Raw genomic sequence first — 22,769 nt, forward strand, 5'->3', positions numbered from 1 at the left:
TGGGCGAGGTGGCGCTGCTCCGCCGATGTGCCGGGCGCCGCGCGGGGCGTCGCGGGTTCCGGCGCCGCGCCCGGCGCTCTATATGCGGAGGATGCAGGTGCCCTTCCGGAAGATGCACGGTCTCGGCAACGATTTTTGCGTGCTGGATGCGCGCGCCCGGGCGCTGCCGGTCACGCCGGCGCTCGCCGCCGCGGTCGCGGACAGGCATTTCGGCGTCGGCTGCGACCAGTTCATCGTCATGGAGCCGCCGCAGCCCGGGGCCGACGTCTTCATGCGCATCCGCAACCCGGATGGTTCGGAAGCCGGCGCCTGCGGCAACGCCACGCGCTGCATCGCCTCGCTGGTAGCCGACGAGGCCGGCCTTGACCGCGTCGTGGTGCGCACCATCGCCGGCGACCTGCCGGTGGAACGCCTTTCCGGCGGCCTCTGGCGCGCCGACATGGGGCCCGCCCGCCTCGGCTGGCGGGAGGTGCCGCTGGCGCGCGAGATGGACACGCGGCACCTGCCGCTCGCGCTCGGCCCGGTCTCGGACCCGGCGGCCTGTTCGATGGGCAACCCGCACGCGACCTTCTTCGTGGACGACCTGGACGCAATCCCGGTGGCGGAGATCGGCCCGAAGCTGGAACGCGACCCGCTCTTCCCCGACCGCGCCAATATCGGCTTCGCACAGGTGCTCTCGCCCGAGCGCATCCGCCTGGTGATCTGGGAGCGCGGGGCGGGGATGACGCTCGCCTGCGGCTCCGGCGCCTGCGCCACCATCGTCAATGCCGCGCGCCGCGGGCTGGCCGGGCGGCGCGCCCGCGTGGAGCTTCCCGGCGGCGCGCTGGACATGGAGTGGCGCGAGGATGGCCATGTGCTGATGACCGGGCCCGTCGCCACCGCCTTCACCGGCGAACTGGACCTGTCGCGCTTCGGATGATGCCCGACATCCTCACCTTCGGCTGCCGGCTCAACGCCAGCGAGTCGGACGCGATCCGCGCGCTCGCGGCCGGGCAGGGCGATGCGCTGATCGTCAACACCTGCGCGGTCACCACGGAAGCGGAGCGCCAGGCCCGCCAGGCGATCCGCAAGGCCGCGCGGGAGAATCCCTCGCGCCGCATCCTGGTCACCGGCTGCGCCGCCGAGATCGCGCCCGACGCCTGGGCCGGGCTTCCGGGCGTGGAGCGGGTGATCGCCAACGCGGCGAAGCTCCGGCCGGAGAGCTGGGCCATGCCGGGCGCGGCGCCCATCGCATTGCCGGAGGCGCCCGCCGGCCTCGGCAGCCGCGCCCGCGCCTTCGTGCAGGTGCAGCAGGGCTGCGATCATCGCTGCACCTTCTGCGTCATCCCGTTCGGCCGCGGCCCCTCGCGCAGCGTGCCGGTCGGCGCGGTGGTGGAGCAGGTGCGCGGCCTGGTGGCGCGCGGCCACAAGGAGGTCGTGCTGACCGGGGTGGACATCGCCAGCTACGGCCCCGACCTGCCTGGCCGCCCGACGCTCGGGCAGATGGTGCGGCGGCTGCTGGCGCTGGTGCCGGAATTGCCGCGGCTGCGCCTGTCGTCGCTTGATCCCGTTGGCATGGATGACGACCTCTGGCGCCTGCTGGCCGAGGAGGCGCGGCTGATGCCGCATCTGCATCTCTCGCTGCAGCACGGTGCCGACCTGATCCTGAAGCGGATGAAGCGGCGGCATTCGCGCGCCGAAGCGGTGGCGCTCTGCCACCGTGCCCGCCGGCTGCGGCCGGGCATCGCCTTCGGTGCGGACCTGATCGCCGGCTTCCCCACAGAGACCGAGGAACATTTCGCCGAGATGCTGGCGACTGTGGAGGAATGCGGCCTGACCTTCCTGCACGTCTTCCCCTATTCCGAGCGCCCGGGAACGCCCGCCGCGCGCATGCCGCAACTGCCGGTGCCGGTGCGGCGGGAGCGCGCGGCAAGGCTGCGCGAGGCCGGCCGCCGCGCGGCGCGCCGCTTCTGCGAAGCGCGCCTCGGCCAGGTGGAACATGTACTGCTGGAAGCACCCGACCGAGGCCACAGCGCACATTTCGCGCCGGTGCGGCTGCGCGGAGCGGCCGGTCTGCGCGGCGAACTGCGGGCGCTGCGGACCGTTGCGCTCGACGATGACGGCCTGATCGCGGTGGAGTCGCGCGAGCAGCGCGCCACGAAGGATTAGACGATGGCGCTCAAGGGGTTCTGGGATCGTCTGCGTGGCCGAGGCGCGCCGGGGGAGGATGGGCAGCCGCCCTCCGCCGAGCCGGAGCCGTCGATCCCACCGCCGGCGGTGCCGGTGCAGCCGGACCCCAATGTCGCGCCGCCCTACGAGTCGCCGGCGACCTCCTACACCACGCCGGGTGTCGCGCCGCCCCCCGAGCCCACCCCGCCGGCAGCGGAAGTTCCGCCGCGCGACGACGCCGGTGCCGTGCGCGAGGCGCTGGCCGACAGCGTGCCGGAGCCTGAGGGTGCGCCGGAGCAGCGTGGCGGCTGGTTCTCCCGCCTCAAGGCCGGGCTTTCGCGGTCCACCGCGCGCCTCACCGACGCCATCACCACCGTCTTCCGCAAGCGCAAGCTGGACGACGAGGCGCTGGAGGAGCTGGAGGAGACGCTGATCGCCGCCGATCTCGGCCTGCCCGCCGCGCGGCGCATCGTGGAGGATTTTCGGAAGTCCCGCTTCGGCAAGGAGGTCACGGACGAGGAGGTCAAGGCGGCGCTGGCGGACAGCATCGCGGCCATCCTCGCCCCGGTCGCGCGGCCGCTGGAGATCGTCGCGTCGCATGCGCCGCATGTCGTGCTGGTGGTGGGCGTCAACGGCACCGGCAAGACCACCACCATCGCCAAGCTCGGCCAGCAGTATCGCCGGCAGGGGCTGAAGGTGATGTTCGCCGCTGGCGATACCTTCCGTGCGGCGGCGGTCGAGCAGTTGCAGATCTGGGGCGAGCGCACCGGCTGCCCGGTGGTCGCACCCGCGAAGATGGGCGCCGACGCCGCGGGCCTGGCGCATGACGCGCTGGCGCGCGCCAGGGCCGAGGGCATGGACGTGCTGCTGGTGGACACCGCCGGGCGGCTGCACAACAAGGCGGCGCTGATGGAGGAACTGCGCAAGGTCGTGCGTGTCATCCGCCGCCTGGACGAGACAGCGCCGCATTCCGTGCTGCTGACGCTGGACGCCACCACCGGCCAGAACGCGCTGAGCCAGGTGAAGGTGTTCAAGGAGATGGTGTCGGTGGATGGCCTGGCCGTGACCAAGCTCGATGGCAGCGCCAAGGGCGGCGTGGTGGTGGCGCTGGCGCAGGAATTCGGGCTGCCCGTGCATTTCGTCGGCGTCGGCGAGAAGGCCGACGATTTGCGCCCCTTCACCGCGCGGGATTTCGCGCGGGGGCTGGTCGGGCTGGATTGAGGCCCGGGGCTACTTCACGATGAACAGCAGCAGGATGAAGGCGACGAGGCCGAAGCCAAGCAGCGCCGGCAGCGCGACGATCGCCGCGAGCACGATCGCCCCGCCCATCTGCCCGCGCCGGCGCAGCACGATGCTGCCCAGCACGGCGAGGACGCCCAGCACCAGCGCGACCATCCAGCGCTGGGTATCTTCCGCGCTCTGCTGACCCGCCTCCCCGGGTATCGGTGGCACCGCGGCGAGCACAAAGGCCAGCAGCGCCAGCGCCGGCATCGCCACCAGCATCATCATCCGCCAGGCCCAGACCGCGCGCATCGCCTCAGTTCCAGCGCGGGTTGGAGAGGATCAGCACCACGAAGGCAAGGCCGGCCAGCAGCGCCGGCACGCCGACCACTGCCAGCAGCGCCGCGCCCCGCGCCGGCGACCCGCGGCGGCGCAGCGCCATCCCGCCGCCGATCACCGCCGCAAGCCCACCCAGGATCGCCAGCCACAGCACGATGTTGAAGGACGAGACGGTCCCGTCAGCCAGGCCGAGCAGGAAGAACCAGCCGAACACGCCAGCGGTCAGCAGGTCGATGGCGAGCAGGGTGCGATAGGCGATCACGTCGCCATCGTAGTGACATGCCGGCGGGTGCGAACAGCCCCCCGAGTTCAATCGCCGAGCGCCACGCCTTCCCGCCGCGGATCGGCCGCGCCCAGCAGGCCGGTGGGCGTGACGCGGAGCACCGACAGGCCGGAGGTGATCTCCCGCACATCCGTGCGGTGGCCCATCGCCTGCAACGCGGGCGCGAGGGCGGCCGCCGGCGTGCCGGCTTCCAGCTCCACCGGCCCGGTGCCGGCGACACCGATGCGCGGCAGCGCCACCGCCTGCTCGGGCGTCATGCCCCAGTCCAGCAGCGCCACGATGGTCTGTGCGACATGGCCGATGATGCGCGCGCCGCCCGCCGAACCGGCGAGGATCTCCGGCCGGCCGAGCGCATCGACCACGATGGTCGGCGCGGTGGAGGAACGCGGGCGCTTGCCGGGCTCCACCCGGTTCGCGACCGGGCGGCCATCCTGGTCCGGGCGGAAGGCGAAGTCGGTGAGCTGGTTGTTCAGCAGGAAGCCGCGCACGAAGATGCGCGAGCCCATCACCGCCTCGATCGTCGGGGTCAGCGAGACGGCGTCGCCCGCGGCGTCGCGCACCACGATGTGGCTGGTGCCGGCGCCGAACTCGGCGCGCTGCGGCGCCCGGCTGCCCTCCTGGAAGGGCGGATCGCCCGCGGCCGGCGCTGCGATGGCGCGGCCGGGCTCGATCAAGGCGCTACGGGCGGCGAGATAGCGCGCGTCGAGCAGCCCGCGCAGCGGCACCCGCACATGGGCGTCGTCGGCGAGGAACAGGTTGCGGTCGGCGAAGGCGAGGCGCCCGGCCTCGCCGAGCAGATGCGCGGCCTCCGCGCCGGCGGGATCGAGCGCCGCGACCTCGAAGCGCGAGAGCAGCGCGAGGATCTGCCCGACCGCGACGCCGCCCGAGGTCGGCGGCCCCATGCCGCAGACGCGGCGCTGGCGATAGGGCACGCAGGCCAGCTCGCGGATCGCCGGGCGATAGGCGGCGAGGTCGGCCTCGGTCAGCCCGCCAGGGTTGGGATGGCTGCGCACCGCGGCGACGATGTCAGCGGCGATCGGCCCGCGCATCAGCGCATCCGCGCCCTCCGCCGCGACGGCGCGCAGCGTGGCGGCGAGGGCGGGGTTGCGCAGCATGTGGCCGGGCGGCCAGGGGTTGCCCTCGGGGTCCAGGAAATAGGCGCGGGCGCCGGCGTTGCGGCGGAGGGAGTCCGCGGTGGCGCCGATCGCGGCCGCCATGCGCTGCGGCACCGGGAAGCCGGATTCGGCGGCGCGGATGGTGGGCTGCATCAGCCGGGCCCAGGGCAGCTCGCCGTGCATCCGGTGCGCGGCTTCCAGCATGCGCAGCAGGCCGGGCACGCCGACGCTGCGGCCGCCTTCCATCGCCTCGGCGAAGCGCATCGGCTGGCCGTCGGCGCGGAGGAACAGGCCGGGCGTCGCCGCGGCCGGCGCCGCCTCGCGCCCGTCCCAGGCGGTCAGCGCGCGGAGCGGCTCCGACCAGTGCAACATCAGCCCGCCGCCGCCGATGCCGCTGGCCTGCGGCTCCACCAGCGTCAGCATGACGGAGGCGGCAATCGCGGCATCGAGTGCGCTGCCGCCTTCGCGCAGCATCTCGAGCCCCGCCTCGGCCGCCATCGGGTGGGGTGCGACGATCATGTGGCGCGTCGCGGCTGGCCGTGCGGATGGGATGGCTGTTTGGGCGGCGGCCGCGCCGGCGAGCAGCAGGCCGAGGAGCAGGGGAAGCAGTCGGCGCATTCCAGCCTCCGGAGTCGCCATGCGAGAAGCGCAGCATGGCGCGCGACGACACCTCGAGGAAAGCCGCCGATGCACGCGGCCGCCACGCCGAGCGTCGCGCCGCCGAGGCGCTCGCCGCCGAGGGATGGCAGGTGCTGGCCGCGCGTGTCCGCACGCCGGCCGGCGAACTCGACCTGGTGACCGAGCGCGACGGGCTGCTTGCCTTCGTCGAGGTGAAGGCGCGCGCGACGCTGAGCGAGGCCGCCCATGCGCTCGGCCCCGCGCAGCGACGCCGGCTGGCGGGCGCGGCCGAGGCCTGGATGGCGGCGAATCCCGGCCATGGCGCGGCGGGCGTGCGCTTCGACGTGCTGCTGGTGGATGCCGACGGCCGGGTGCGGCGCATCGCCGACGCTTTCCGGCTGGAGTGACGAGCCTGACGCCGAGCCGGCCGATTCAGACCTCCGGGCCTGACGGCCCTGCGGTCATCGGACGGTGGTCACCCGCGCGGCAGCAGGCCCTCGCGCCGGAAGGAGAAGGTGGTGCCGTTGCCGACCACGATGTGGTCGTGCAGCACGATGCCGAACAGCGTCGCCGCCTGGCGCAGCTCGGCGGTCATGTCGAGGTCGCCGCGCGAGGGGGTGGGATCGCCGCTCGGGTGGTTGTGCACGAGGATCAGCGCGGTGGCGTGCAGCTCCAGCGCCCGCTTCACCACCTCCCGCGGATAGACCGGCGTGTGGTTCACCGTGCCGCGGCCTTGCACCTCGTCGGCGATCAGCCGGTTCTTGGGGTCGAGGAACAGCACGCGGAACTGCTCGACCTTTTCGCGGGCCATCACCGTGGCGAGGTAGGCGTCCAGCCGCTCGGCATTGTTGAGGATCGGCGATTCCATCAGCTCGGCGCGGGCGAGACGGTGCGCGGCGGCTTGCACCAGCTTGATCGCCGCGACACTGTGCTCGCCGAGGCCGCGCGCCTCGAGCAAGTCGCGCTGCGGTGCGGCGAGCACGGCGGCGAAGCTGCCGAAGCGGTTGATCAGCGCCTTGGCCAAGGGCTTGGTGTCGCCCTTCGGCATGGCGAGGAAGAGCAGCATCTCCAGCAGTTCATAGTCGGCCAGCGCATCGGGGCCGCGTTCCAGCAGCTTCGTGCGCATGCGGTGGCGATGGCCGTGCGGGCCGGTGGACGGGAAGGGCAGGCCGTCGGGCGGGAGGGCGGGTGGCGCCGCTCCCTCCGCCGGCTCGGGCCGCCAGGCGCGCGGTGCCTTGACGCCGACCGGCGCCGGCTCGGCGATCACCCCGGCCTGGCCTTCGGAGAAGCCGCGCGGCGCGCCACCGCCGCGGGCGCGGAGCGGGTTCAGCAGGGCGGCGAGTCGGGTTGCGAAGCCGGACATTCCACAACCATGAATGCCACCGACGCAGGCATTCATCAACAAGAGGTTGATTTCTGCCCGGCCTACTCTTCCTCCAGGAAAGCCCGCACCGGCGCCAGCGACCGCGCCGGCTCCTCCTCCATCGGCACATGGCCGAGGCCGGGCAGCACCACCGTCCGGCTGTCCGGCAATATGCGTGCGTAGTCGGCGGCGTGCGGGGCGGGCACCATCCGGTCCGCCGCGCCCCAGAGCAGCAGCACCGGCGCCGTGATGCGCCGCAGGAAGGGCTCGGGTGGCACCAGCGCGTGGGTCGCCATGCGGTCGAGGATCGCCTGTCGCACGCCGGGGGCGAGCATCATGGCGCGGTAGCGCGCCAGCACCTCGGGCCGCAGCGCTGCGGGGTCGGCGTAGGCGGGCGCGAGCCCGGCGCGCAGCAGGGGCGTCGGCAGCGTGTAGGGCAGTGTGCGCATCAGCGGCGAGACGCCGATGGGCTTGCCGTATTCGAAGCCGGCGCTGGCGAAGCCGTCGGGCGCCATCAGCACCAGGCGGCGTACACGCTCAGGTCGCTCGGCCGCGAAGCGCCAGGCGATTCGCCCACCCATGGAACTGCCCACCAGGTCCACCCGCTGCACGCCGAGCCGGTCCAGCAGGGCCTCGAGCAGCGCCACGGCACGCAGGTCCGAATAATCGCCGGAAGGGTCGGCGCCGGTCAGGCCGAAGCCTGGCAGATCGAGGCGTACGACACGCCGCTCCGACTCGATCAGCCGCGCCCATTCTTCCCAGGTGTGCAGGGACGAGCCGAAGCCGTGCAGCAGGAGCACCGCTTTCGGCTGCCGGGGGCCGGTGTCGCGGATATGGAAGCGGACGCCGTCCACTTCCGTGAAGCGGCTGGGCGGCGCCGCGTAGTGGGCTTCGAGCGCCGCTCGCGGCTCGTCAGGCGTCCAGAGCCACCAGAGGCCAGCGAGCAGCGCTACGCCGAGAAGCACGCCGATCCAGGCTAGCACGCGCATGCGCCCTCAGCCTGCCGATGTGGCGCGCGAGGTCGGGGCGGCGCGATGGCCGCCCCGCGCCGGCGTCAGCAGCGGCGCCCCCCCGCGTAGCGGCAGGAGCCGGAGCCCGGCTGCGTGCGCCGGTCGGCAGCCGGCTGCGCCTGCGCCTCGCCGGTTGCGAAGGCGGTCGCCACCACGGCGGCCGTGCCGCCCAGCGTCACCACGGCCGGGGTGGTGGCGAGGCCGAACGCCAGGGCGCCGGCAGCAAGGAACATGCGGATCATGTTGAGGTCTCCTTTCAGGGTCGCGCCCGGCCAGCCGGGCCGCACCGCAATCTGGGGTTGGATTCGCTGTCGTAAAAGTGAAGATCCGTTCAGAAGCGTGCTTCAAAGGATTTGTCTCACGTTTTTAGATCGGCGCATGCGCAGGCGCCAGCCGACCATCGGCCACGCGCAATTCCCGGTCGTGGTGCCGGGCCACGGCGGGGCGGTGGGCGATGGAGAGGATGGCGGTGTCGCGCAGCCGGGTCCGCAGCAGTGTGTAGAGCGATTCCTCGGCCGCCGGGTCCAGGCTCGCCGTCGCCTCGTCCAGGAACAGGAAGTCGGGCTTCACCAGCAGCGCCCGCGCACAGGCCAGGCGCTGCTGCTCGCCGCCCGAGAGGCGACGTTCCCAGGCATCCTCCTCGTCCAGCCGGTCGCCGAGGCGGCCGAGGCCGACCGCATCCAGCGCCTCCTGGATCGTCGGTTCCGGCACCTCAGCCGCATTCAGCGGGTAGCACACGGCGCGGCGTAGCGAGCCGAGCGGCAGGTAGGGGCGCTGAGGCAGGAACAGCGCACGGCTGCCTTCCGGAATGCCCACCGTGCCGCGGCCGAAGGGCCAGATGCCGGCAAGGGCACGGAACAGCGTGGACTTGCCGCTGCCGGAAGCGCCGGTGATCAGCACCGCCTCGCCCTTCTCCAGCCGCAGCGCCGCATCCTGGATCAGCACGCGACCATCGGGCAGCGAGAGGGTGACGCCCCGCATCACCACCGCCTCGTCCGGCTCCGCCGCCGCGCGCACGCCGGCATCGGCGAAGCGGGCGGCCTCGATGGCGCGGTTGAAGCCGGTGAGCCGCTCCACTGTCGCCCGCCATTCGGTCAGCCGCGCGTAGTTGTCCACGAACCAGGAGAGCGCGCCCTGCACCTGGCCGAAGGCCGACGAGGTCTGCACCAGGCCGCCGAGCGAGATCCTGCCGGCGAAGTAGCCCGGCGCCGCCACGACGATCGGGAAGATGCTCGCCACCTGGGTGAAGCCGGCGGTGAAGAACGTCAGCCGCTTGGTGGCGACCATGATGCCCCACCAGTTCTGCATCAGCGCGCCGAAGCGGGCCCGCAGGCCGCGCTCCTCATCCGCCTCGCCGCCATGCAGGGCGACGCCCTCGACATTGTCGCGCAGCCGCACCAGCGCGTAGCGGAAGTCCGCCTCCACCCGCTGCTGCAGGAAGTTCAGACGGATCAGCGGCCGGCCGATCAGATGCGCGAGCCAAGTGCCGAGCGCCGAATAGAGCAGCGCCACCCAGACCATGTAGCCGGGGATCGAGACGCCGAAGACCTCGAGCGGCCCGCTCAACGACCACAGCACGAAGATGAAGGAAACCAGCGTGACCACGCTGTTCATCAGCCCGAGGCCGAGGGAGAGCGTGTCGTCCACGAAGAGCCGTATGTCGTCGGCGATGCGCTGGTCCGGGTTGTCGGTGGTCGGGTCGGTCAGCGCGATGCGGTAATAGGCGCGCCCCGAAAGCCATTCCGAGAGATAGCGCTCGGTCAGCCAGCGCCGCCAGCGGATCTGCAGGGCTTGGCGCAGGTAAAGCGCATAGACCGCGACCAGGATGTAGGCGCAGGCGATCAGCGCGAAGCCGGGGAACCAGGTACCGTCCGCCTCGCCGCCGAGCAGCAGCAGGCGCCAGAAGGTGGCGGCGTCCTTCTGCTCCAGCGTGTTGTAGAAGGCACGCTGCCAGTAGGTGAGCACCACCGTCATGCCGACCAGCGAGAGGTTCAGGGTGACGACGGCGCCGAGCAGCAGCAGCCCGCGCCCGCGTTCGTCGCTCCGCCAATAGGGCCGCGTCAGCGCCCAGGCGTCACCGAGGAAGGAACCGAGACGGCGCATGGGCGGCGCTCCGTTGGCGCTGTGTCAGCGGCCAGTGGCGAGGGCTTCGTCGAAGGCGCGCCGCCAGTCCGCGATGCGGGCCTTGTTCACGCCGAAATCGGAATGGCCGATCAGGCTGCGCGAATAGAGGAACAGGCCGGACCCGCCGGGCAGCTCCACGACCTGGCCGTTGACCAGATCGGGGTAGTTCATCCAGCGCGTGCGCGCGACCCACTGCGCCTGGCGCAGTTCCGGCCATTCGGCGAGCTTCCAGACGCGCTCCATCCCCTCGCCGAGCCGGCGCAGCACCTGCCACGCGGCATCGGGCGGCATGGGCAGCACTGGCGTGGTCTCATGCCGCTCCGTGGTGGTGCCGGATGGCGCGGCGAGATGCGCGTTGGGCGAGGTGGGCAGGCGCAGCGTGGCGAAATCCAGCGGCGCCGGCGGGGGCAGGCCGGCCGGACCCCGGCCGAGCATCATCTGCAGCATGGTCATTCCTTCTCCGCCGCCGCGGGCGGTGAGGCCCGCAGCCGGATCACGCCGCGGATCTCGCCCGCCGGATCGGCCGGCTTGCCCTTGCGCAGCACCTCGATGCGGCCCTCGCGGGCGAGGCGGATGGCCGCGGCGCGCACCGGGCCGAGCAGTCGCCGCCAGGCCTCCTCCTCCGGCGCCAGGGCGCGGGCGACCTCGCTCGGGCAGATGGATTTCTCCGCACCGCGCGCTGCGGTCTGGCGCAGGATTTCGGCGGCGATCGCCTCATGGTCGGTCATCGCTGCGCTCCTCGCTCAGGGGACCAGCCAGGTCGCGGCGAGCGGCGCCTCGGCCGGCCAGTCGAAGCGGGCGCGGCGGTGCCCGGCGGCGGCGAGCTCCAGCCATTCCAGCCGGTCGAAGCGGAGCAGGATGACGCGGAACCAGCCGCGGCCGGCCTCGGCATCGCGCGGCGCGGGCGGTGGTGCTGCCACCGGCGTGCCGGGACCGGGCTCCACCGCATAGCACATGCGCGAGCTTTGCCGGCTGTCGCGCCAGGCGGCGTCGGCCAGCGCGTCGTCATGCAGCGCAGCCCGGCCGGAGAGGCGCAGCTGCAGCTTCGCCGCCGCGTCGTAGAGGTGCAGCTGGCAGCGTGGATCGCGCGCAAGCGCGGCGACCTTGCCGGAGCGCGCATCGCTGTGCAGGCGGAGTTGCCGGGAAGCCGGCTCGAAGCCGCGCAGCACCAGCGTGCGGGCCTCCGGCGCGCCATCCGCGCCGATGGTCGCCAGCGTCGGCGTGTGGAAGGGCGAGCGGCGATCCGCGACGCCGCGGGCGAGGCGGCGGAACGCCTCCGCCAGGCAATCCTCCAGCGTCGCGCCGAGGATCACCCGGGCGTGCCCTTTGCAGAGGCGATCACCGCGCCGAGAGCGGCGCCGCTATCCACCGCCGCCTCCGCGCGCGCGCCGATGCACCAGTCGCCGCAGGCGCCGAGGCCGCGCGGCGGATCCCACAGGCACGGCGCGCCGAGCGGCTTCTCGACCAGGGCGTAGCGCCAGCGATGCGCGGCGGCGTAGGTCGTCGGCGGCAGGCCGCCGCCGGCCAGCGCGGCGAAGGCGGCGAGCAGCGCTTCCCCGGCCGCGGCGGCGGAAAGTTCCAGGTTCTCGCGCGACCAGTCGGGGCCGGCCTGCACCACCCAGCACTCGTTGTCGCTGTTGCGGCCGGGCTTCGAGCTGTCGCGCGCTGCCCAGCCGATCGGCCCGCCCGGCAACCGCACCGAATCGGGCAGCGCGACACGGCTTTCGAAGGCCACCATAAGCGTCCAGCAGGGGGCCATCCGCACCATCTCCAGCACGCGCTGCAGATGCGGTGCCGGCTGCGCCAGCAGCGCAGCGGCCTGCGGCGCCGGCAGGGCGAGCAGCACCGCATCGAACGGCCCGTCCTCGGAGGCAGCGCCACCGGGCTGGCCACCGCGGCTGGCGCCGACGTGGCGCAGGCGCCAGGCGCCCGGCTCGCCGATGACCGCCTGCACTTCTCGCGCGAGCGTCACGTCATGCCCCTGCGCCAGGGCGCGCGGGATGGCCGACATGCGGGGCACGCCGACGCGGCGGGTCTCATCCGGCCAGGGCTTGGTGTTGCTGGCCTCGAGCGCGGCGCGGAACAGCGTGTTGCGCGCGGTGAGGTATTGGGCGCCGTGATCGAATTCCAGCGTGCGCCCCTCCACCTCGACGCGGCGGGTGGCCATGCGGCCGCCGGGGGCGCGGCCCTTGTCGAACAGACGGGCGGCGATGCCGTGGGCAGCCAGCGTCTTGGCACAGGCAAGCCCGGCAAGGCCGGCGCCGACGATCGCGACGGAACGGGTGGACATGCCGGCTATATGAGGCCTGTCACGCGGGACGGGAAGCGCGCGCCTTGCGGCGATGTCAGCGCTGGCCATCCCATTGCGCGATTTCCTCCTGCCGCAGGCCGCCGACGCGCGCATGGGGGCGGGAGCCGGTGGTCATGGCAAGCGCGAACAGGATCTCGTCGGGCCGGGGCGCGTCCGGCACGACGCAGGTGATCCCGTCGAAATGGCTGCGCACGTAGGCCGCGTTGCGGTGGTGGATCGGCAGGTCGAGCACCGCCCCCATCGGCCCCACCTTGGTCATGGAGGGGACGATGGACAGCGCCTTCCCGAGCAGGCCGCGCATGGCGTAGCCGCCCGCGACGTGCCACAGCGCGCCGTGTTCGAGCTCGCCCGCGCTGCCGACCAGGCCGCCCTTGCCATAGGCCTCGATGGCGTCCGGGTTGCCGCCGAGGCCGGCGAGCAGCTTCTCGGCGACCATGAGGCCGACCGGCTTCATCGCCTCCATCATCCACATGAGGTCGGGTTCGTAGCGGCCGGCGAAGGGGTTCGCGAGCACCACGGCGCACCAGCCCTTGAGCACGGGCCTGGCCAGCGGCGGGCCGCCATCATGGCGAACCTCCTCGACATGCAGCACGGTTTTCCGGATTGCGACTTCCTGGCTCATGCGGCGTGCTCCGGGAGGGCGGGGACAGACGCACCGGCAATCCGCGCGCGGCCAGCGAGGCGCAGCGCGGCGCCGCGGATAAGGCCGGCGCGGCACCAGGCCTCGGCACGCGCGGCGCCGGCATCGAGCGCGGCGGCGATCTCCGCTTCGTCCAGCGGGCCAAGGGAGACGGTGACGGGCCGGTCGCCGAGATCGCTGTCGGGATCGAGCGCGCGTGCCGCGCGGCGCCGCACGGCGGGGCTTTCGACATCCACCGCATTGGCGATCAGCGTGGCGGCGGCATCGGCGGTGGCGGCATCGCGCGCCAGCACGGTGACCGCATCGGCGATGCCGAGCGAGAAGGAGCGGCCGTGGCGTCCGGAGGTGGCCACCCCGCCGATGCCCATGCCATGGCCGAGACTGAGCGTGCCGTCGAAGTCGGCGACAGGCCCGCGCGCGCAGCCGCCCGCACGTGCTGGGCTCCCCGCCGGATCCGCCACCATTCCCAGCGTCAGCGATTCCCCTGGCGCGACGAACACCGCGATATCCCCGCCATCGTTGACGTAGGCGCGCCTGAGCCCCGGCGCAGCCGCGCGCATCGCCGCCAACACCTCGTCCGCCACCGCGCCGGCCACCGCCGCCATCGCCGTGACGAAGACCCCCTGGCGCGCGAAGGGCAGGCAGCCGGCGAGCATCCGCCGGGCGACCGGGCCGTCCAGCCTCGTCTCCGCACCGACGGCGGCACGCAGCGTGGGCAGCTCGGCGACCAGTTCCTGCAGGATCGTGGCGAAGCGGGCCGCCGCCGCGAGCTCCGCCGCCGCCACCTCGTGCGCCGCGCCCCAGCCGCGCAGCACCACATCCATCGGCCCGTGGCTCAGATGCAGGCGTTCTCCGGCCAGGCGCTGCGCGATCATGGCTTCGCGAAAGGCCATGGATTGCCGGGCATCCAGCCCTCGACGCGCAACTGCTCGCCAAGGCCGCGCAGCAGCTCCTCCACCGGCACGATCTCGTCCATGTGGCCGCCGAGGCGCTGGTAGAGCGCGCGGGGCAGGGTGAACTCGATCGGCGCGACGAGGGCGGGGGTCGGCACGTGGCCGAAGGCGTTGCCGGGGAAGCGCAGCACATCCGCCATCACCGTGATGCCGCCACCGGGCCAGAGATAGACCGGCGCGCCGCCCATCGTCACGCGCACCTCGCCCGCCGCGACCGCGCGCGTGAGCAGCACAGGGTTCTCCGTGACGCCGGCGCGCAGGCTGCCGCCGGCGCCGGCCATGAACAGCACGGTGCAGAGCGAAGGCTCGCAATTCTCGCCGATACGTTCCACCACGGTCCGCACGGGCTTCGGCATCTCGGCGGGGATCGGCCGAAGCTGTTCGTCCAGCACGCACCACAACGCGTCCTCGCCGGTGGTGGAGGTCAGCAGCAGGCGCAGCCCGGGCCAGGCGAGCTTCGGGTCGATGCTCTCGATGATGGCGAGCGGATCGGTGATGTCGGTGCCGCCCCAGCCGAGGCCGGGCGCGGCCACCTGGAAATACCGCCCCGGTGTGGAGCGGCGGCCGCGCACGCGGATGCCGGTCGCGCGCATGCCGAGCACCTTGCCGGCCTGGTGCTCGCTCAGCACGCCGGTGATGTGGTCATCCACCACGATCACCTCGTCGGCATGGCCGAGCCATTGCTGCGCGAAGATGCCGACCGTCGCGCTGCCGCAGCCGACCCGCATGCGGCGTTCCGGCGTGCCATCCACGATCGGCGCCTGCCCGGCCTGCACGACGACCTCGTGCCCGCCATCGATCGTCAGCGTCACCGGCTCCGCCGCGCAGAGGGCGAGCAGCGTCTCGCAGGTGACATTGCCCTCCTTCTTGCTGCCGCCCGTCAGGTGCCGCACGCCGCCGAGGCTGAGCATCTGGCTGCCGTACTCGGCGGTGGTGACGTGCCCGACCTGCTCGCCCTTCGCACGCACCGGTGCGGCTTCCGGGCCGAGATGGCGGTCGGTGTCGATCTTCACCTTCACGCCGCAATAGCTGAACATCCCCTCCGTCACCACGGTGACGGTGTCCACGCCCGCATGCGTGGCGCCGACGATGAAGGGCGCCGGCTTGTAGTCCGGATAGGTCGTGCCCGCGCCGATGCCGGTGACGAAGGCGCGGCCGGGATCGAGCAGCTTGCCGTCCCACGCGCCCTCGGCGAAGGCGACGACGGGACGGCCTGCTTCCAGCGTCTGCGCCAGTGCCAGGGCGGGATCGGTGCGGACGAGCTGCCCATCCTCGTTGGCGTAGCGGCTGCACGCGCCGGACCGGCCGGGGCGGATGCGGCACAGCACCGGGCAGGCATCGCAGCGGATGATGCCATCGCCTTCGCTCTGCCCGTACTTCTCGCTGCGGGCCTGTGCGCTGACCCTATCGGACATGCAGCGCCTCCCACAGCCGATGCGGGAGCACCGGCACGTGGCGGATGGTGACGCCGGTGGCGTGCCGGATCGCGCCGAGGATCGCCGGCGCGGTCGGCACCAGCGCCGGCTCGCCGACACCCTTGGCGCCGAAGGGGCCTTCGGGTTCCGGATCCTCGATGAGGTGCACGCGGATCGGCGGCACGTCGCCCGCGGTGGGGATCAGGTAGTCGTGCAGGTTCTCGGTGCGGCCGGGGATGAACTCCTCCATCAGTGCCAGCCCGAGGCCCTGCGCGATGCCGCCATGGATCTGCCCGAGCACGAGGGTGGGGTTCACCGCGCGGCCGACATCCTGCGCCGCGACGATCTCCTCCACCTTCACCGTGCCGAGTGCCGTGTCCACGCGCACCAGCGCGAGCTGCGCGGCGAAGCCGTATGTGGCGTAGGGCACGCCCTGGCCTTCCGCATCGAGCGCGGTGGTCGGCGGATCGTAGCGGCCGTCGCCTTCCAGGTCTCCGGGCAGGCCGGCAAGTTCGATCACGCGCCCGCCGCCGTTCGCATCGGTCACGGCCAGCCGTGTGCCATCCAGGGCGAGCGTCGCATCCTCCCCGGCGTTGGCCAGGGCGAGGATGCGACGCCGCAGGTCACGGCCGGCCTCCAGCGCGGCGCGGCCGCTGACGAAGGTCTGGCGCGAGGCGGAGGTCTTGCCCGCATCGAAGGTGAGTCCGGTGTCGCCAAGAACGAAGCGGAACGTGGCCAGCGGCAGGCCGAGCGCATCGGCGCAGATCTGCGCGATCACCGTCGTGCTGCCCTGGCCGATATCCACCGCGCCGTTGAACAGCGTGAGCGTGCCGTCGCGGGCCAGCACCACGCGCATGCGCGAGGGATTCGACATCGAGGTATTGCCGCAGCCGTACCACATGCAGGCGATGCCGGCGCCAAGCCTGTGGCGGGCGGCGCCCGCATTGTGCCCAGCGACGCGGGCGAGCATCGCATCCCATTCCGGCTTCAGCGCATCCAGGCATTGCGGGAGCCCCGCCGAGGCGTGCAGCACTTGACCGGAGGGCGTGGTATCGCCGGCGCGGATCGCGTTGCGACGCCGGATCTCCCACCGGTCGAGGCCGAGCTGTTCGGCCAGCTCGTCCACCAGGGCTTCCGTCGCGATCGCGGCCTGCGGCACGCCGAAGCCGCGGAAGGCGCCGGCGGGCGTCTCGTTGGTGTGGATCGCGCGCGTGCGGTTGCGGACATTGGGCACGCGATAGGGACCGGAGGCATGCACCGGCACGCGGTTGGCAACCGTCGGCCCCCAGCTGGCATAGGCGCCGGTGTTGAAATCACCGTCGAGCTCGAAGGCGGTGAAGTGCCCGGCGGTATCGGCGGCCATGCGCGCATGCAGCACCGCCGGATGGCGCTTGGTGGTGGAGGCCATGCTTTCGGTGCGCGAATAGATGATGCGCACCGGCCGCTTCACCTTCTGGGCCGCGATGGCGAGCAAGGGCTGGATGGAGACATCGAGCTTGCCGCCAAAACCGCCGCCACAGGCGGTCGGGATGATGCGTACCGCTTCCTCGGGCAGGCCGAGCACGCGCGCGGTCTCCTCCCGGTCCATGTAGGGCGCCTGGGTGCAGGCGACGATCTCCATGCCATTCGCCGTCGGCACCGCGTAGCCGGCCTCCGGCTCGATATAAGCATGCTCGACGAAGCTGGTGGTGAAGCGGCCCTCGGCGGTCACGGCGGAAGGGGCGGTGTCGACGTCGCCGCAGGTCAGCCGGCCGCGCACCAGCACATTGCCCGGCGCATGCGCGTGCAACTGCGGCGCGCCCGCCGCCGTCGCGTCTTCCACGCCATGCAGCGCGGGCAGGGGCTCCCAGGCCATCGGCACATCGGCATCGCGCACCGCCTCCACCGCGGCGCGCTCGCCGACGAGTGCCAGCACGGCCTCGCCGCGGAAGCGCACCTCGCCCTCGGCCAGCACGGGCTGGTCCTTGAGGTTCGGCATGATGCCGAAGGCGTTGAGGCCCGGCACGTCCCGTGCCGAGAGGATGGCCTCCAGCCGGAGCCGCACGCGCGCGACCTCCAGATCCCCCAGCGTGAAGCGGGCGCGGTGATGCGGAGACCGCACGATGCGCAGCCACATCGCATCAGCGGGCGCGGCATCGGCGCCGAAGTGGTCGGTGCCGAACACCTTCGGTGCACCGTCGAGCCGTGCGATCGCGGCACCCACGGCCGCACCGGACGCCGGCATGGGCAGGACGGACGGCGCCGCGTCCATCACCGCATCCAGGATCTTCACATAACCGGTGCAGCGGCAGAGCACGCCGCCGATGGCATCTGCCACCGCGTCGCGTGTCGGTGCGGGATCCCGCAGAAGCAGGTCGGCCGCGGCCATAATCATGCCGGGCGTGCATATGCCGCATTGCGCCGCGCCGTGCGCGAGGAAGGCGGCGCGCAGCCGCTCCAGCACGGGATGTTCTGCCTCGATGGTGAGGATCGCCGCGCCTGCCACCTGCGCGGTCGGCACCAGGCAGGCGCAGGCCTGTGCGCCATCTACCAGCACGGTGCAGGCGCCGCAATCACCGGCCTCGCAGCCAACCTTGGTGCCGGTGAGGCCGAGCCGGTCGCGCAGCGTCTCCGAGAGCGGCGCGAAAGGTGGTCCCTCCACTGCGCGAGGCGTGCCATTGAGGGTAAAGGCGATCATGCGGCGAACCCCCGCAGCAGGTCGCGCAGCAGCGTCAGCGCGGCATCGCGGCGATAGGATGCGGAGCCGCGCACGTCGTCGATCGGCGTTAGTGCGGCGAGATGCGACGCCTGCGGCACCGCGGCCGCATCGCGCAGCGCGACGCCCGCGAGCGCTGCCTCCAGGACCGGCAGCCGCTGCGCCACGGCCGAGCAGGCGCCGACGGCAATGCGCGCCACCGCGATGCGGCCAGTTCCATCAGTGGCGACCACGGCGGCGGCCATGGCGATCGAGATCACCAGGTAACGCCTTGCGCCGAGCTTCTCGAAGCGCGCTTGCGCACCGGCGAGATGCGGCACGTGCAGCGCGAGGACGATCTCCGCCGCGCCAAGTGCCGTCGCGCGGTAGCCGACGAGGAAATCGCGGAGAGGCACCACGCGCCGACCCTCCGGTCCGGCGAGTTCGACGCAGGCATCGAGCGCCATCAGGTTCGGAATGCCGTCGCCAGCCGGTGAGGCGGTGCAGAGATTGCCCACGACGGTCCCGCGATTCTGTACCTGCGGTCCGCCCACTTCCTTCGCCGCGGCTTTCAGTCCGTCGAACAGCGGCGGCAGCACGGCGCGCCGCAGCGCCGACCAGGTGACCAGGCAGCCGATGCGCCAGCCGGATGCGGTCTCCTCGATCCGGTCCAGCCCTGCAATTGCGGTGATGTCGAGCACGTCCTTGTGCGTCGGCTCGCCCCAGGCGCGGCGCGCGGCCTTCGCCGGGTAGATGTCCGTTCCGCCGGCAATCACCGCGACGTCGTGCGTGGCGCGGATCGCCAGCGCTTCGGCCAGGCTGTGCGGGCGATGATAGGCGGTCATCTGAACGGCCCGAACAGGCGGAAGGCCTGCTCTTCCGTGTAGTAGCCGCGGGCCACGTCGCGCGCGACGAGTTCGCGCTCGCGCATCTGAGGGTTGCCGTACCCGCCGCCGCCCGGTGTCATCACCTCCACCCGGTCGCCAGCGGCGAGGCGCAGGCCCTGATCCTTGGAGAGATGTTCCGGCGTGGTCGTGGCGCCGCCACGATGCAGCCTCACGACATTGGGCGCGCCGTCGCCGCCGCCGAGCACGCCCGGCGGGCCGAAGCGACCATGGTCCATCACGAAGCTGGCCTTCGCCTCGCCGCGCAGCAGCTCGATCTCGTAATGCACGCCAAACCCGCCGCGGCGTCGGCCGCCGCCGCCGGAGCCTTCATGGATCGCGAAGCGGTGGAACAGCACGGGGTAGTACTGCTCCATCACCTCGACGGGCGCGGTCTTGCTGATGCCGATGGTGGAGCAGCCATTTGTCAGGCCGTCCTCCCGCGCATTGCCGCCATAGCCGCCGCCGGTGATCTGGTACATCACATAGCCTGCGTTGCGCTGCGGATCGAAGCCGCCGAGCGCGAAGTTGCCCGATGTGCCGGCGGGCGCCGCCCAGAGCTCATCCGGAATCGCCTGCGCGAGCGCGAGGAATACCGCCTCCGCGATGCGCTGCGAGACCTCCGCCGCGCAGCCGGAGACGGGGCGGGGATAGCGCGCATCGAGGAAGGTACCCTCGGGCCTGATCACTTCCAGCGGCTCGAAGGTGCCGGCGTTGATCGGGACATGCGGGAAGACGTGCTTCACCCCGAGGTAGATCGCGCTGCACGTCGTCGCCCAGACGGAGTTCATCGGCCCCTGGCAGGGCGGCGAGGAGCCGGAAAGATCGAAGGCCAGCCTGTCATCGCGCTTCGTGACGGTGAGCGCGATGCGGAGCGGCTGGTTCACCACGCCGTCGGAATCCACGAAGGCTTCGCTGTGGTAGACACCCTCGGGAATGCGCCGGATCTCCGCGCGCATCCGATCCGCCGCGCGGGCACGGATGCCGGCGATGGCGGCGCGCAGCGTGCCGGCGCCGTGTCGGTCCAGCATCTCGCGCAGCCGCGCCTCGCCGACAAGCAGCGCCGCGGCCTGTGCCTTGATGTCGCCGATGCGCTGCTCGGCGACGCGGATGTTGGACTGGATGATGGCGAGGATCTCGCGGTCCAGCTCGCCGCGCTTGAACAGCTTCACCGGCGGCAGGCGCAGCCCTTCCTGCTCGACTTCCGTTGCATGCGCGCTGAACCCGCCCGGCACCATGCCGCCGATATCCGGCCAGTGGCCGGTGTTCTGCAGCCAGCAGAACTGCTCCCCGTCCACGAAGACCGGCTTTGCGAAGCGCACATCCATCAGATGCGTGCCGCCGAGATAGGGATCGTTGACGATGTAGATGTCGCCCGGCTCCGGCGGCGCCACGGCTCCCTCGCGGATCAGCCGCGCCAGGTGTGCGGCGGAATGCGCCATGGTGCCGACGAAGACCGGCAGGCCAAGCTCGCCCTGCGCGATCAGCGCGCCGTCTTCCGCGGCGTAGATGCCGTCGCTGCGATCGTCGGCCTCGGCGATCACCGGCGAGAAGGCGGCGCGCGAGAAGGCGATGTCCATCTCGTTGCAGACCTGCTGGAGGCCGGCCTGGATGACGGCGAGGGTGAGCGGGTCGGGCTCGCTCATGCCTGCACCCGGATGCGAAGATTGCCGATGGAGTCTACCACTGCATGGCAGCCCGGTTCCAGCACGGTCGTTGCGTCCGCCTGCTGCAGGATCGCCGGGCCTGCGATGCGGGCACCTTCCGGCAGGTTCTCCCGCTGCCAGACCGCGGCGCGGTGCCAGGCGCCCTCGGCGTAGAGCGGCCGATTGCCGATGCGCGCATCCTCGGCGCGCGGGTGCTTGCCGAGCAGCGCGCGCAGATCGAAGCCGCGCCGCTTGCCGATCACGCTCGTGTTGAGGTTCACCAGCACCGCGCGGATCTCCGGCATGCGGATCTGGAAGCGTGCGAAATAGCGGGCTTCGAAGGCGGCCTGGATCTCGGCGCGAGTCATCTGCGCGCGGGGCAGCGCGACACGGATCAGGTGCGTCTGGCCGCGGAACTGCATGTCCGCGGAATGCTGCACCACCGCTTGCTCGACCTCGCCCCGCTCGGCCAGCACGATGGCGAGCCCGCGCTCACGCTGCGCAGCCAGGGTGGCGGCGACCTCCTCCTTGGGTATGTCGTCAAGGCCGCGGTTGAGCGTGTTGACCAGATCCTGCCGCAGGTCCGCCACCAGGCAGCCGAGCGCATTGGTGAGGCCGGGACGCGCCGGCACCAGCACTTCGGGGATGCCGATCTCGCGCGCCAGCGCCACCGCATGCAGCGGCCCGGCGCCGCCGAAGGCGAACAGCACGAAGTCACGGGGGTCATGCCCCCTCGAGAGCGACACCATGCGGATCGCACCCGTCATGTGCACGTTCGCCAAGCGGATCGCAGCTTCCGCCGCCTGCTCGACCGAGAGGCCGAGTGGGTCGCCGATCTCCCGCGCGAAGGCTTCGCGGATGCGTGCCATCGGCACGGCATCGCGCACCGCGAGCAGGCGTTCCGGATCGAGCCGGCCGAGCACCAGGTTGGCGTCCGTGATGGTCGGCCATGCGCCGCCGCGACCGTAGCAGATCGGGCCCGGGTCACTGCCGGCGCTCTCGGGACCGACGCGCAGCATCCCGGCGCGATCCAGCCCGGCAATGGAGCCGCCGCCGGCGCCGACGGTGCGCACATCCACCATCGGCAGATGGATCGGCAGGCCATAGGCGATCGAGAGCTCCGCGGAGACTTCCGGCACCCCGCCCGCGATCAGCGCGACATCGGTGGAGGTGCCGCCCATGTCGTAGGTGATCGCGTTCTTCAGGCCGCTCTGCGCCAGTGTCGCAGCCGCCGCCATGACGCCGGAAGCGGGGCCGGACATCACCGTCTTGGCCGCTTCCTTCGCCACCAGCCGCGCCGGCACGGTGCCGCCATTGCCGTTCATCACCAGAAGGTCGCGCCGGTGGCCACGCGTGGCGAGCTGTTCCTGCAGGCGATGCAGGTAGCGATCGAGCACCGGCTGCACGGCGGCATTCACGGACGCCGTGGTGCCGCGTTCATACTCGCGGAACTCCGACAGCAATTCGTGGCCGAGCGTTACGTAGGCGTTCGGCCAGATGGCCTGCGCGATCTCGCCCGCACGGCGTTCATGTGTGGGGTTGGCATAGGCGTGCAGGAAATGGATGACGAGCGCCTCGCAGCCCGCCACCAACAGCGCGCGGACTTCCCGCTCCACCGCTTGCTCGTCGAGCGGCATCAGAACGGCGCCGCGCGCGTCCATCCGCTCCGCCACCTCCCGCCGCAGCTCGCGCGGCACCAACGGCTCGAAGCTGCCGGTCAGGCCGTAGGGATGCGGCCGCGTGCGGCGGCCGAGCTCGAGCACGTCGCGGAATCCCTGCGTGGTGATCAGCCCGACGCGGGCCAGCTTGCGCTCCAGCACGGCATTCGTGGTGGCCGTGGTGCCGTGGATGATCAGGTCGAGCGAGGCGGGATCGCTGCCTGCCGCCTCGATCGCCGCCAGCACGCCATCGGCCTGGTTGGACGCGGTCGTCGGCACCTTGGCCAGGCGGACGCTGCCATCCGCCTCCTGCAGCAGCAGGTCGGTGAAGGTACCGCCGACATCGATGCCCGCCACGCGCCGCATG

22 protein-coding genes are annotated in these 22,769 nt (G+C 72.3%); 4 read left to right on the forward strand and 18 right to left on the reverse strand.

The features are described from left to right. Nucleotides 1-91 precede the first annotated feature (91 nt). The 3 genes from dapF (at nt 92) to ftsY (ending at nt 3,369) form a co-directional block, all read left to right on the forward strand. Nucleotides 92-919, forward strand: a complete 828-nt coding sequence (gene dapF / locus ACESM1_RS10020; protein ID WP_372619690.1) for a diaminopimelate epimerase — start codon at nt 92-94, stop codon at nt 917-919. Then, nucleotides 916-2,148, forward strand: a complete 1,233-nt coding sequence (mtaB, locus tag ACESM1_RS10025; protein WP_372619691.1) for a tRNA (N(6)-L-threonylcarbamoyladenosine(37)-C(2))-methylthiotransferase MtaB — start codon at nt 916-918, stop codon at nt 2,146-2,148. Before dapF ends, mtaB begins: the two co-directional genes overlap by 4 nt. A 270-nt stretch (nt 2,149-2,418) precedes the next feature. Further along, on the forward strand, nt 2,419-3,369 hold the full coding sequence (gene ftsY / locus ACESM1_RS10030; RefSeq protein ID WP_372619816.1) for a signal recognition particle-docking protein FtsY: 951 nt from the start codon (nt 2,419-2,421) through the stop codon (nt 3,367-3,369). A 9-nt stretch (nt 3,370-3,378) separates the two neighbouring features. Here ftsY and ACESM1_RS10035 read toward each other — a convergent pair whose 3' ends face one another. The 3 genes from ACESM1_RS10035 to ggt are packed head-to-tail and all read right to left on the reverse strand — an operon-like array spanning nt 3,379 to nt 5,724. Continuing rightward, entirely contained in the window at nt 3,379-3,681 is a 303-nt protein-coding gene (locus ACESM1_RS10035; protein WP_372619693.1) for a hypothetical protein, read from the reverse strand. A gap of 4 nt (nt 3,682-3,685) precedes the next feature. Beyond that, nucleotides 3,686-3,970, reverse strand: coding sequence for a hypothetical protein (locus tag ACESM1_RS10040; protein WP_372619694.1), 285 nt, complete (start codon nt 3,968-3,970; stop codon nt 3,686-3,688). A gap of 47 nt (nt 3,971-4,017) precedes the next feature. Then, nucleotides 4,018-5,724 carry a gamma-glutamyltransferase gene (gene ggt / locus ACESM1_RS10045; RefSeq protein ID WP_372619696.1) on the reverse strand — a complete coding sequence of 569 codons (1,707 nt, stop codon included), beginning with the start codon at nt 5,722-5,724 and terminating at the stop codon, nt 4,018-4,020. Between the two features lie 35 nt (nt 5,725-5,759). Here ggt and ACESM1_RS10050 point away from each other — a divergent pair, with 35 nt between their 5' ends. After that, nucleotides 5,760-6,131, forward strand: a complete 372-nt coding sequence (locus tag ACESM1_RS10050; RefSeq protein ID WP_372619698.1) for a YraN family protein — start codon at nt 5,760-5,762, stop codon at nt 6,129-6,131. 68 nt (nt 6,132-6,199) lie between these two features. Here ACESM1_RS10050 and radC read toward each other — a convergent pair whose 3' ends face one another. From radC to ACESM1_RS10125, 15 genes are all read right to left on the reverse strand, one after another. Then, on the reverse strand, nt 6,200-7,087 hold the full coding sequence (gene radC / locus ACESM1_RS10055) for a RadC family protein (protein ID WP_372619699.1): 888 nt from the start codon (nt 7,085-7,087) through the stop codon (nt 6,200-6,202). Between the two features lie 62 nt (nt 7,088-7,149). After that, entirely contained in the window at nt 7,150-8,076 is a 927-nt protein-coding gene (locus ACESM1_RS10060; RefSeq protein ID WP_372619701.1) for an alpha/beta fold hydrolase, read from the reverse strand. Between the two features lie 65 nt (nt 8,077-8,141). After that, on the reverse strand, nt 8,142-8,339 hold the full coding sequence (locus tag ACESM1_RS10065) for a hypothetical protein (RefSeq protein WP_372619703.1): 198 nt from the start codon (nt 8,337-8,339) through the stop codon (nt 8,142-8,144). Nucleotides 8,340-8,463: 124 nt separating this feature from the next. Next, nucleotides 8,464-10,200: an ABC transporter ATP-binding protein/permease gene (locus ACESM1_RS10070; protein WP_372619705.1), complete on the reverse strand. Its 1,737-nt coding sequence runs from the start codon at nt 10,198-10,200 to the stop codon at nt 8,464-8,466. 24 nt (nt 10,201-10,224) lie between these two features. Beyond that, entirely contained in the window at nt 10,225-10,674 is a 450-nt protein-coding gene (locus ACESM1_RS10075) for a DUF1499 domain-containing protein (RefSeq protein ID WP_372619706.1), read from the reverse strand. After that, complete coding sequence (locus ACESM1_RS10080) at nt 10,671-10,949, reverse strand: DUF3253 domain-containing protein (RefSeq protein WP_372619707.1); 279 nt, start codon at nt 10,947-10,949, stop codon at nt 10,671-10,673. Before ACESM1_RS10080 ends, ACESM1_RS10075 begins: the two co-directional genes overlap by 4 nt. A gap of 15 nt (nt 10,950-10,964) precedes the next feature. Beyond that, complete coding sequence (locus tag ACESM1_RS10085; RefSeq protein WP_372619708.1) at nt 10,965-11,534, reverse strand: pyridoxamine 5'-phosphate oxidase family protein; 570 nt, start codon at nt 11,532-11,534, stop codon at nt 10,965-10,967. After that, nucleotides 11,531-12,511 carry an NAD(P)/FAD-dependent oxidoreductase gene (locus ACESM1_RS10090; RefSeq protein ID WP_372619710.1) on the reverse strand — a complete coding sequence of 327 codons (981 nt, stop codon included), beginning with the start codon at nt 12,509-12,511 and terminating at the stop codon, nt 11,531-11,533. Before ACESM1_RS10090 ends, ACESM1_RS10085 begins: the two co-directional genes overlap by 4 nt. A 55-nt stretch (nt 12,512-12,566) precedes the next feature. Next, a complete protein-coding gene (locus ACESM1_RS10095) occupies nt 12,567-13,154 on the reverse strand; it encodes an amino acid synthesis family protein (RefSeq protein ID WP_372619712.1) in 588 nt (195 codons plus the stop codon). Further along, on the reverse strand, nt 13,151-14,065 hold the full coding sequence (locus ACESM1_RS10100) for a UPF0280 family protein (protein WP_372619713.1): 915 nt from the start codon (nt 14,063-14,065) through the stop codon (nt 13,151-13,153). The genes ACESM1_RS10095 and ACESM1_RS10100 overlap by 4 nt, the downstream gene beginning before the upstream one ends. Continuing rightward, nucleotides 14,044-15,540, reverse strand: a complete 1,497-nt coding sequence (locus ACESM1_RS10105) for a 6-hydroxynicotinate reductase (RefSeq protein WP_372619714.1) — start codon at nt 15,538-15,540, stop codon at nt 14,044-14,046. Before ACESM1_RS10105 ends, ACESM1_RS10100 begins: the two co-directional genes overlap by 22 nt. Then, nucleotides 15,530-18,217, reverse strand: a complete 2,688-nt coding sequence (locus tag ACESM1_RS10110) for a molybdopterin-dependent oxidoreductase (protein ID WP_372619715.1) — start codon at nt 18,215-18,217, stop codon at nt 15,530-15,532. The genes ACESM1_RS10105 and ACESM1_RS10110 overlap by 11 nt, the downstream gene beginning before the upstream one ends. Next, nucleotides 18,214-19,059: an FAD binding domain-containing protein gene (locus ACESM1_RS10115; protein WP_372619716.1), complete on the reverse strand. Its 846-nt coding sequence runs from the start codon at nt 19,057-19,059 to the stop codon at nt 18,214-18,216. The genes ACESM1_RS10110 and ACESM1_RS10115 overlap by 4 nt, the downstream gene beginning before the upstream one ends. Beyond that, complete coding sequence (locus ACESM1_RS10120) at nt 19,056-20,744, reverse strand: hydantoinase B/oxoprolinase family protein (RefSeq protein WP_372619718.1); 1,689 nt, start codon at nt 20,742-20,744, stop codon at nt 19,056-19,058. Before ACESM1_RS10120 ends, ACESM1_RS10115 begins: the two co-directional genes overlap by 4 nt. Then, nucleotides 20,741-22,759, reverse strand: coding sequence for a hydantoinase/oxoprolinase family protein (locus tag ACESM1_RS10125; RefSeq protein ID WP_372619719.1), 2,019 nt, complete (start codon nt 22,757-22,759; stop codon nt 20,741-20,743). Before ACESM1_RS10125 ends, ACESM1_RS10120 begins: the two co-directional genes overlap by 4 nt. Between the last annotated feature and the right edge of the window lie 10 nt (nt 22,760-22,769).

Origin of the sequence: Falsiroseomonas sp. (assembly GCF_041690465.1) — a bacterium.
In the GTDB taxonomy this organism is placed as follows: domain Bacteria; phylum Pseudomonadota; class Alphaproteobacteria; order Acetobacterales; family Acetobacteraceae; genus Falsiroseomonas.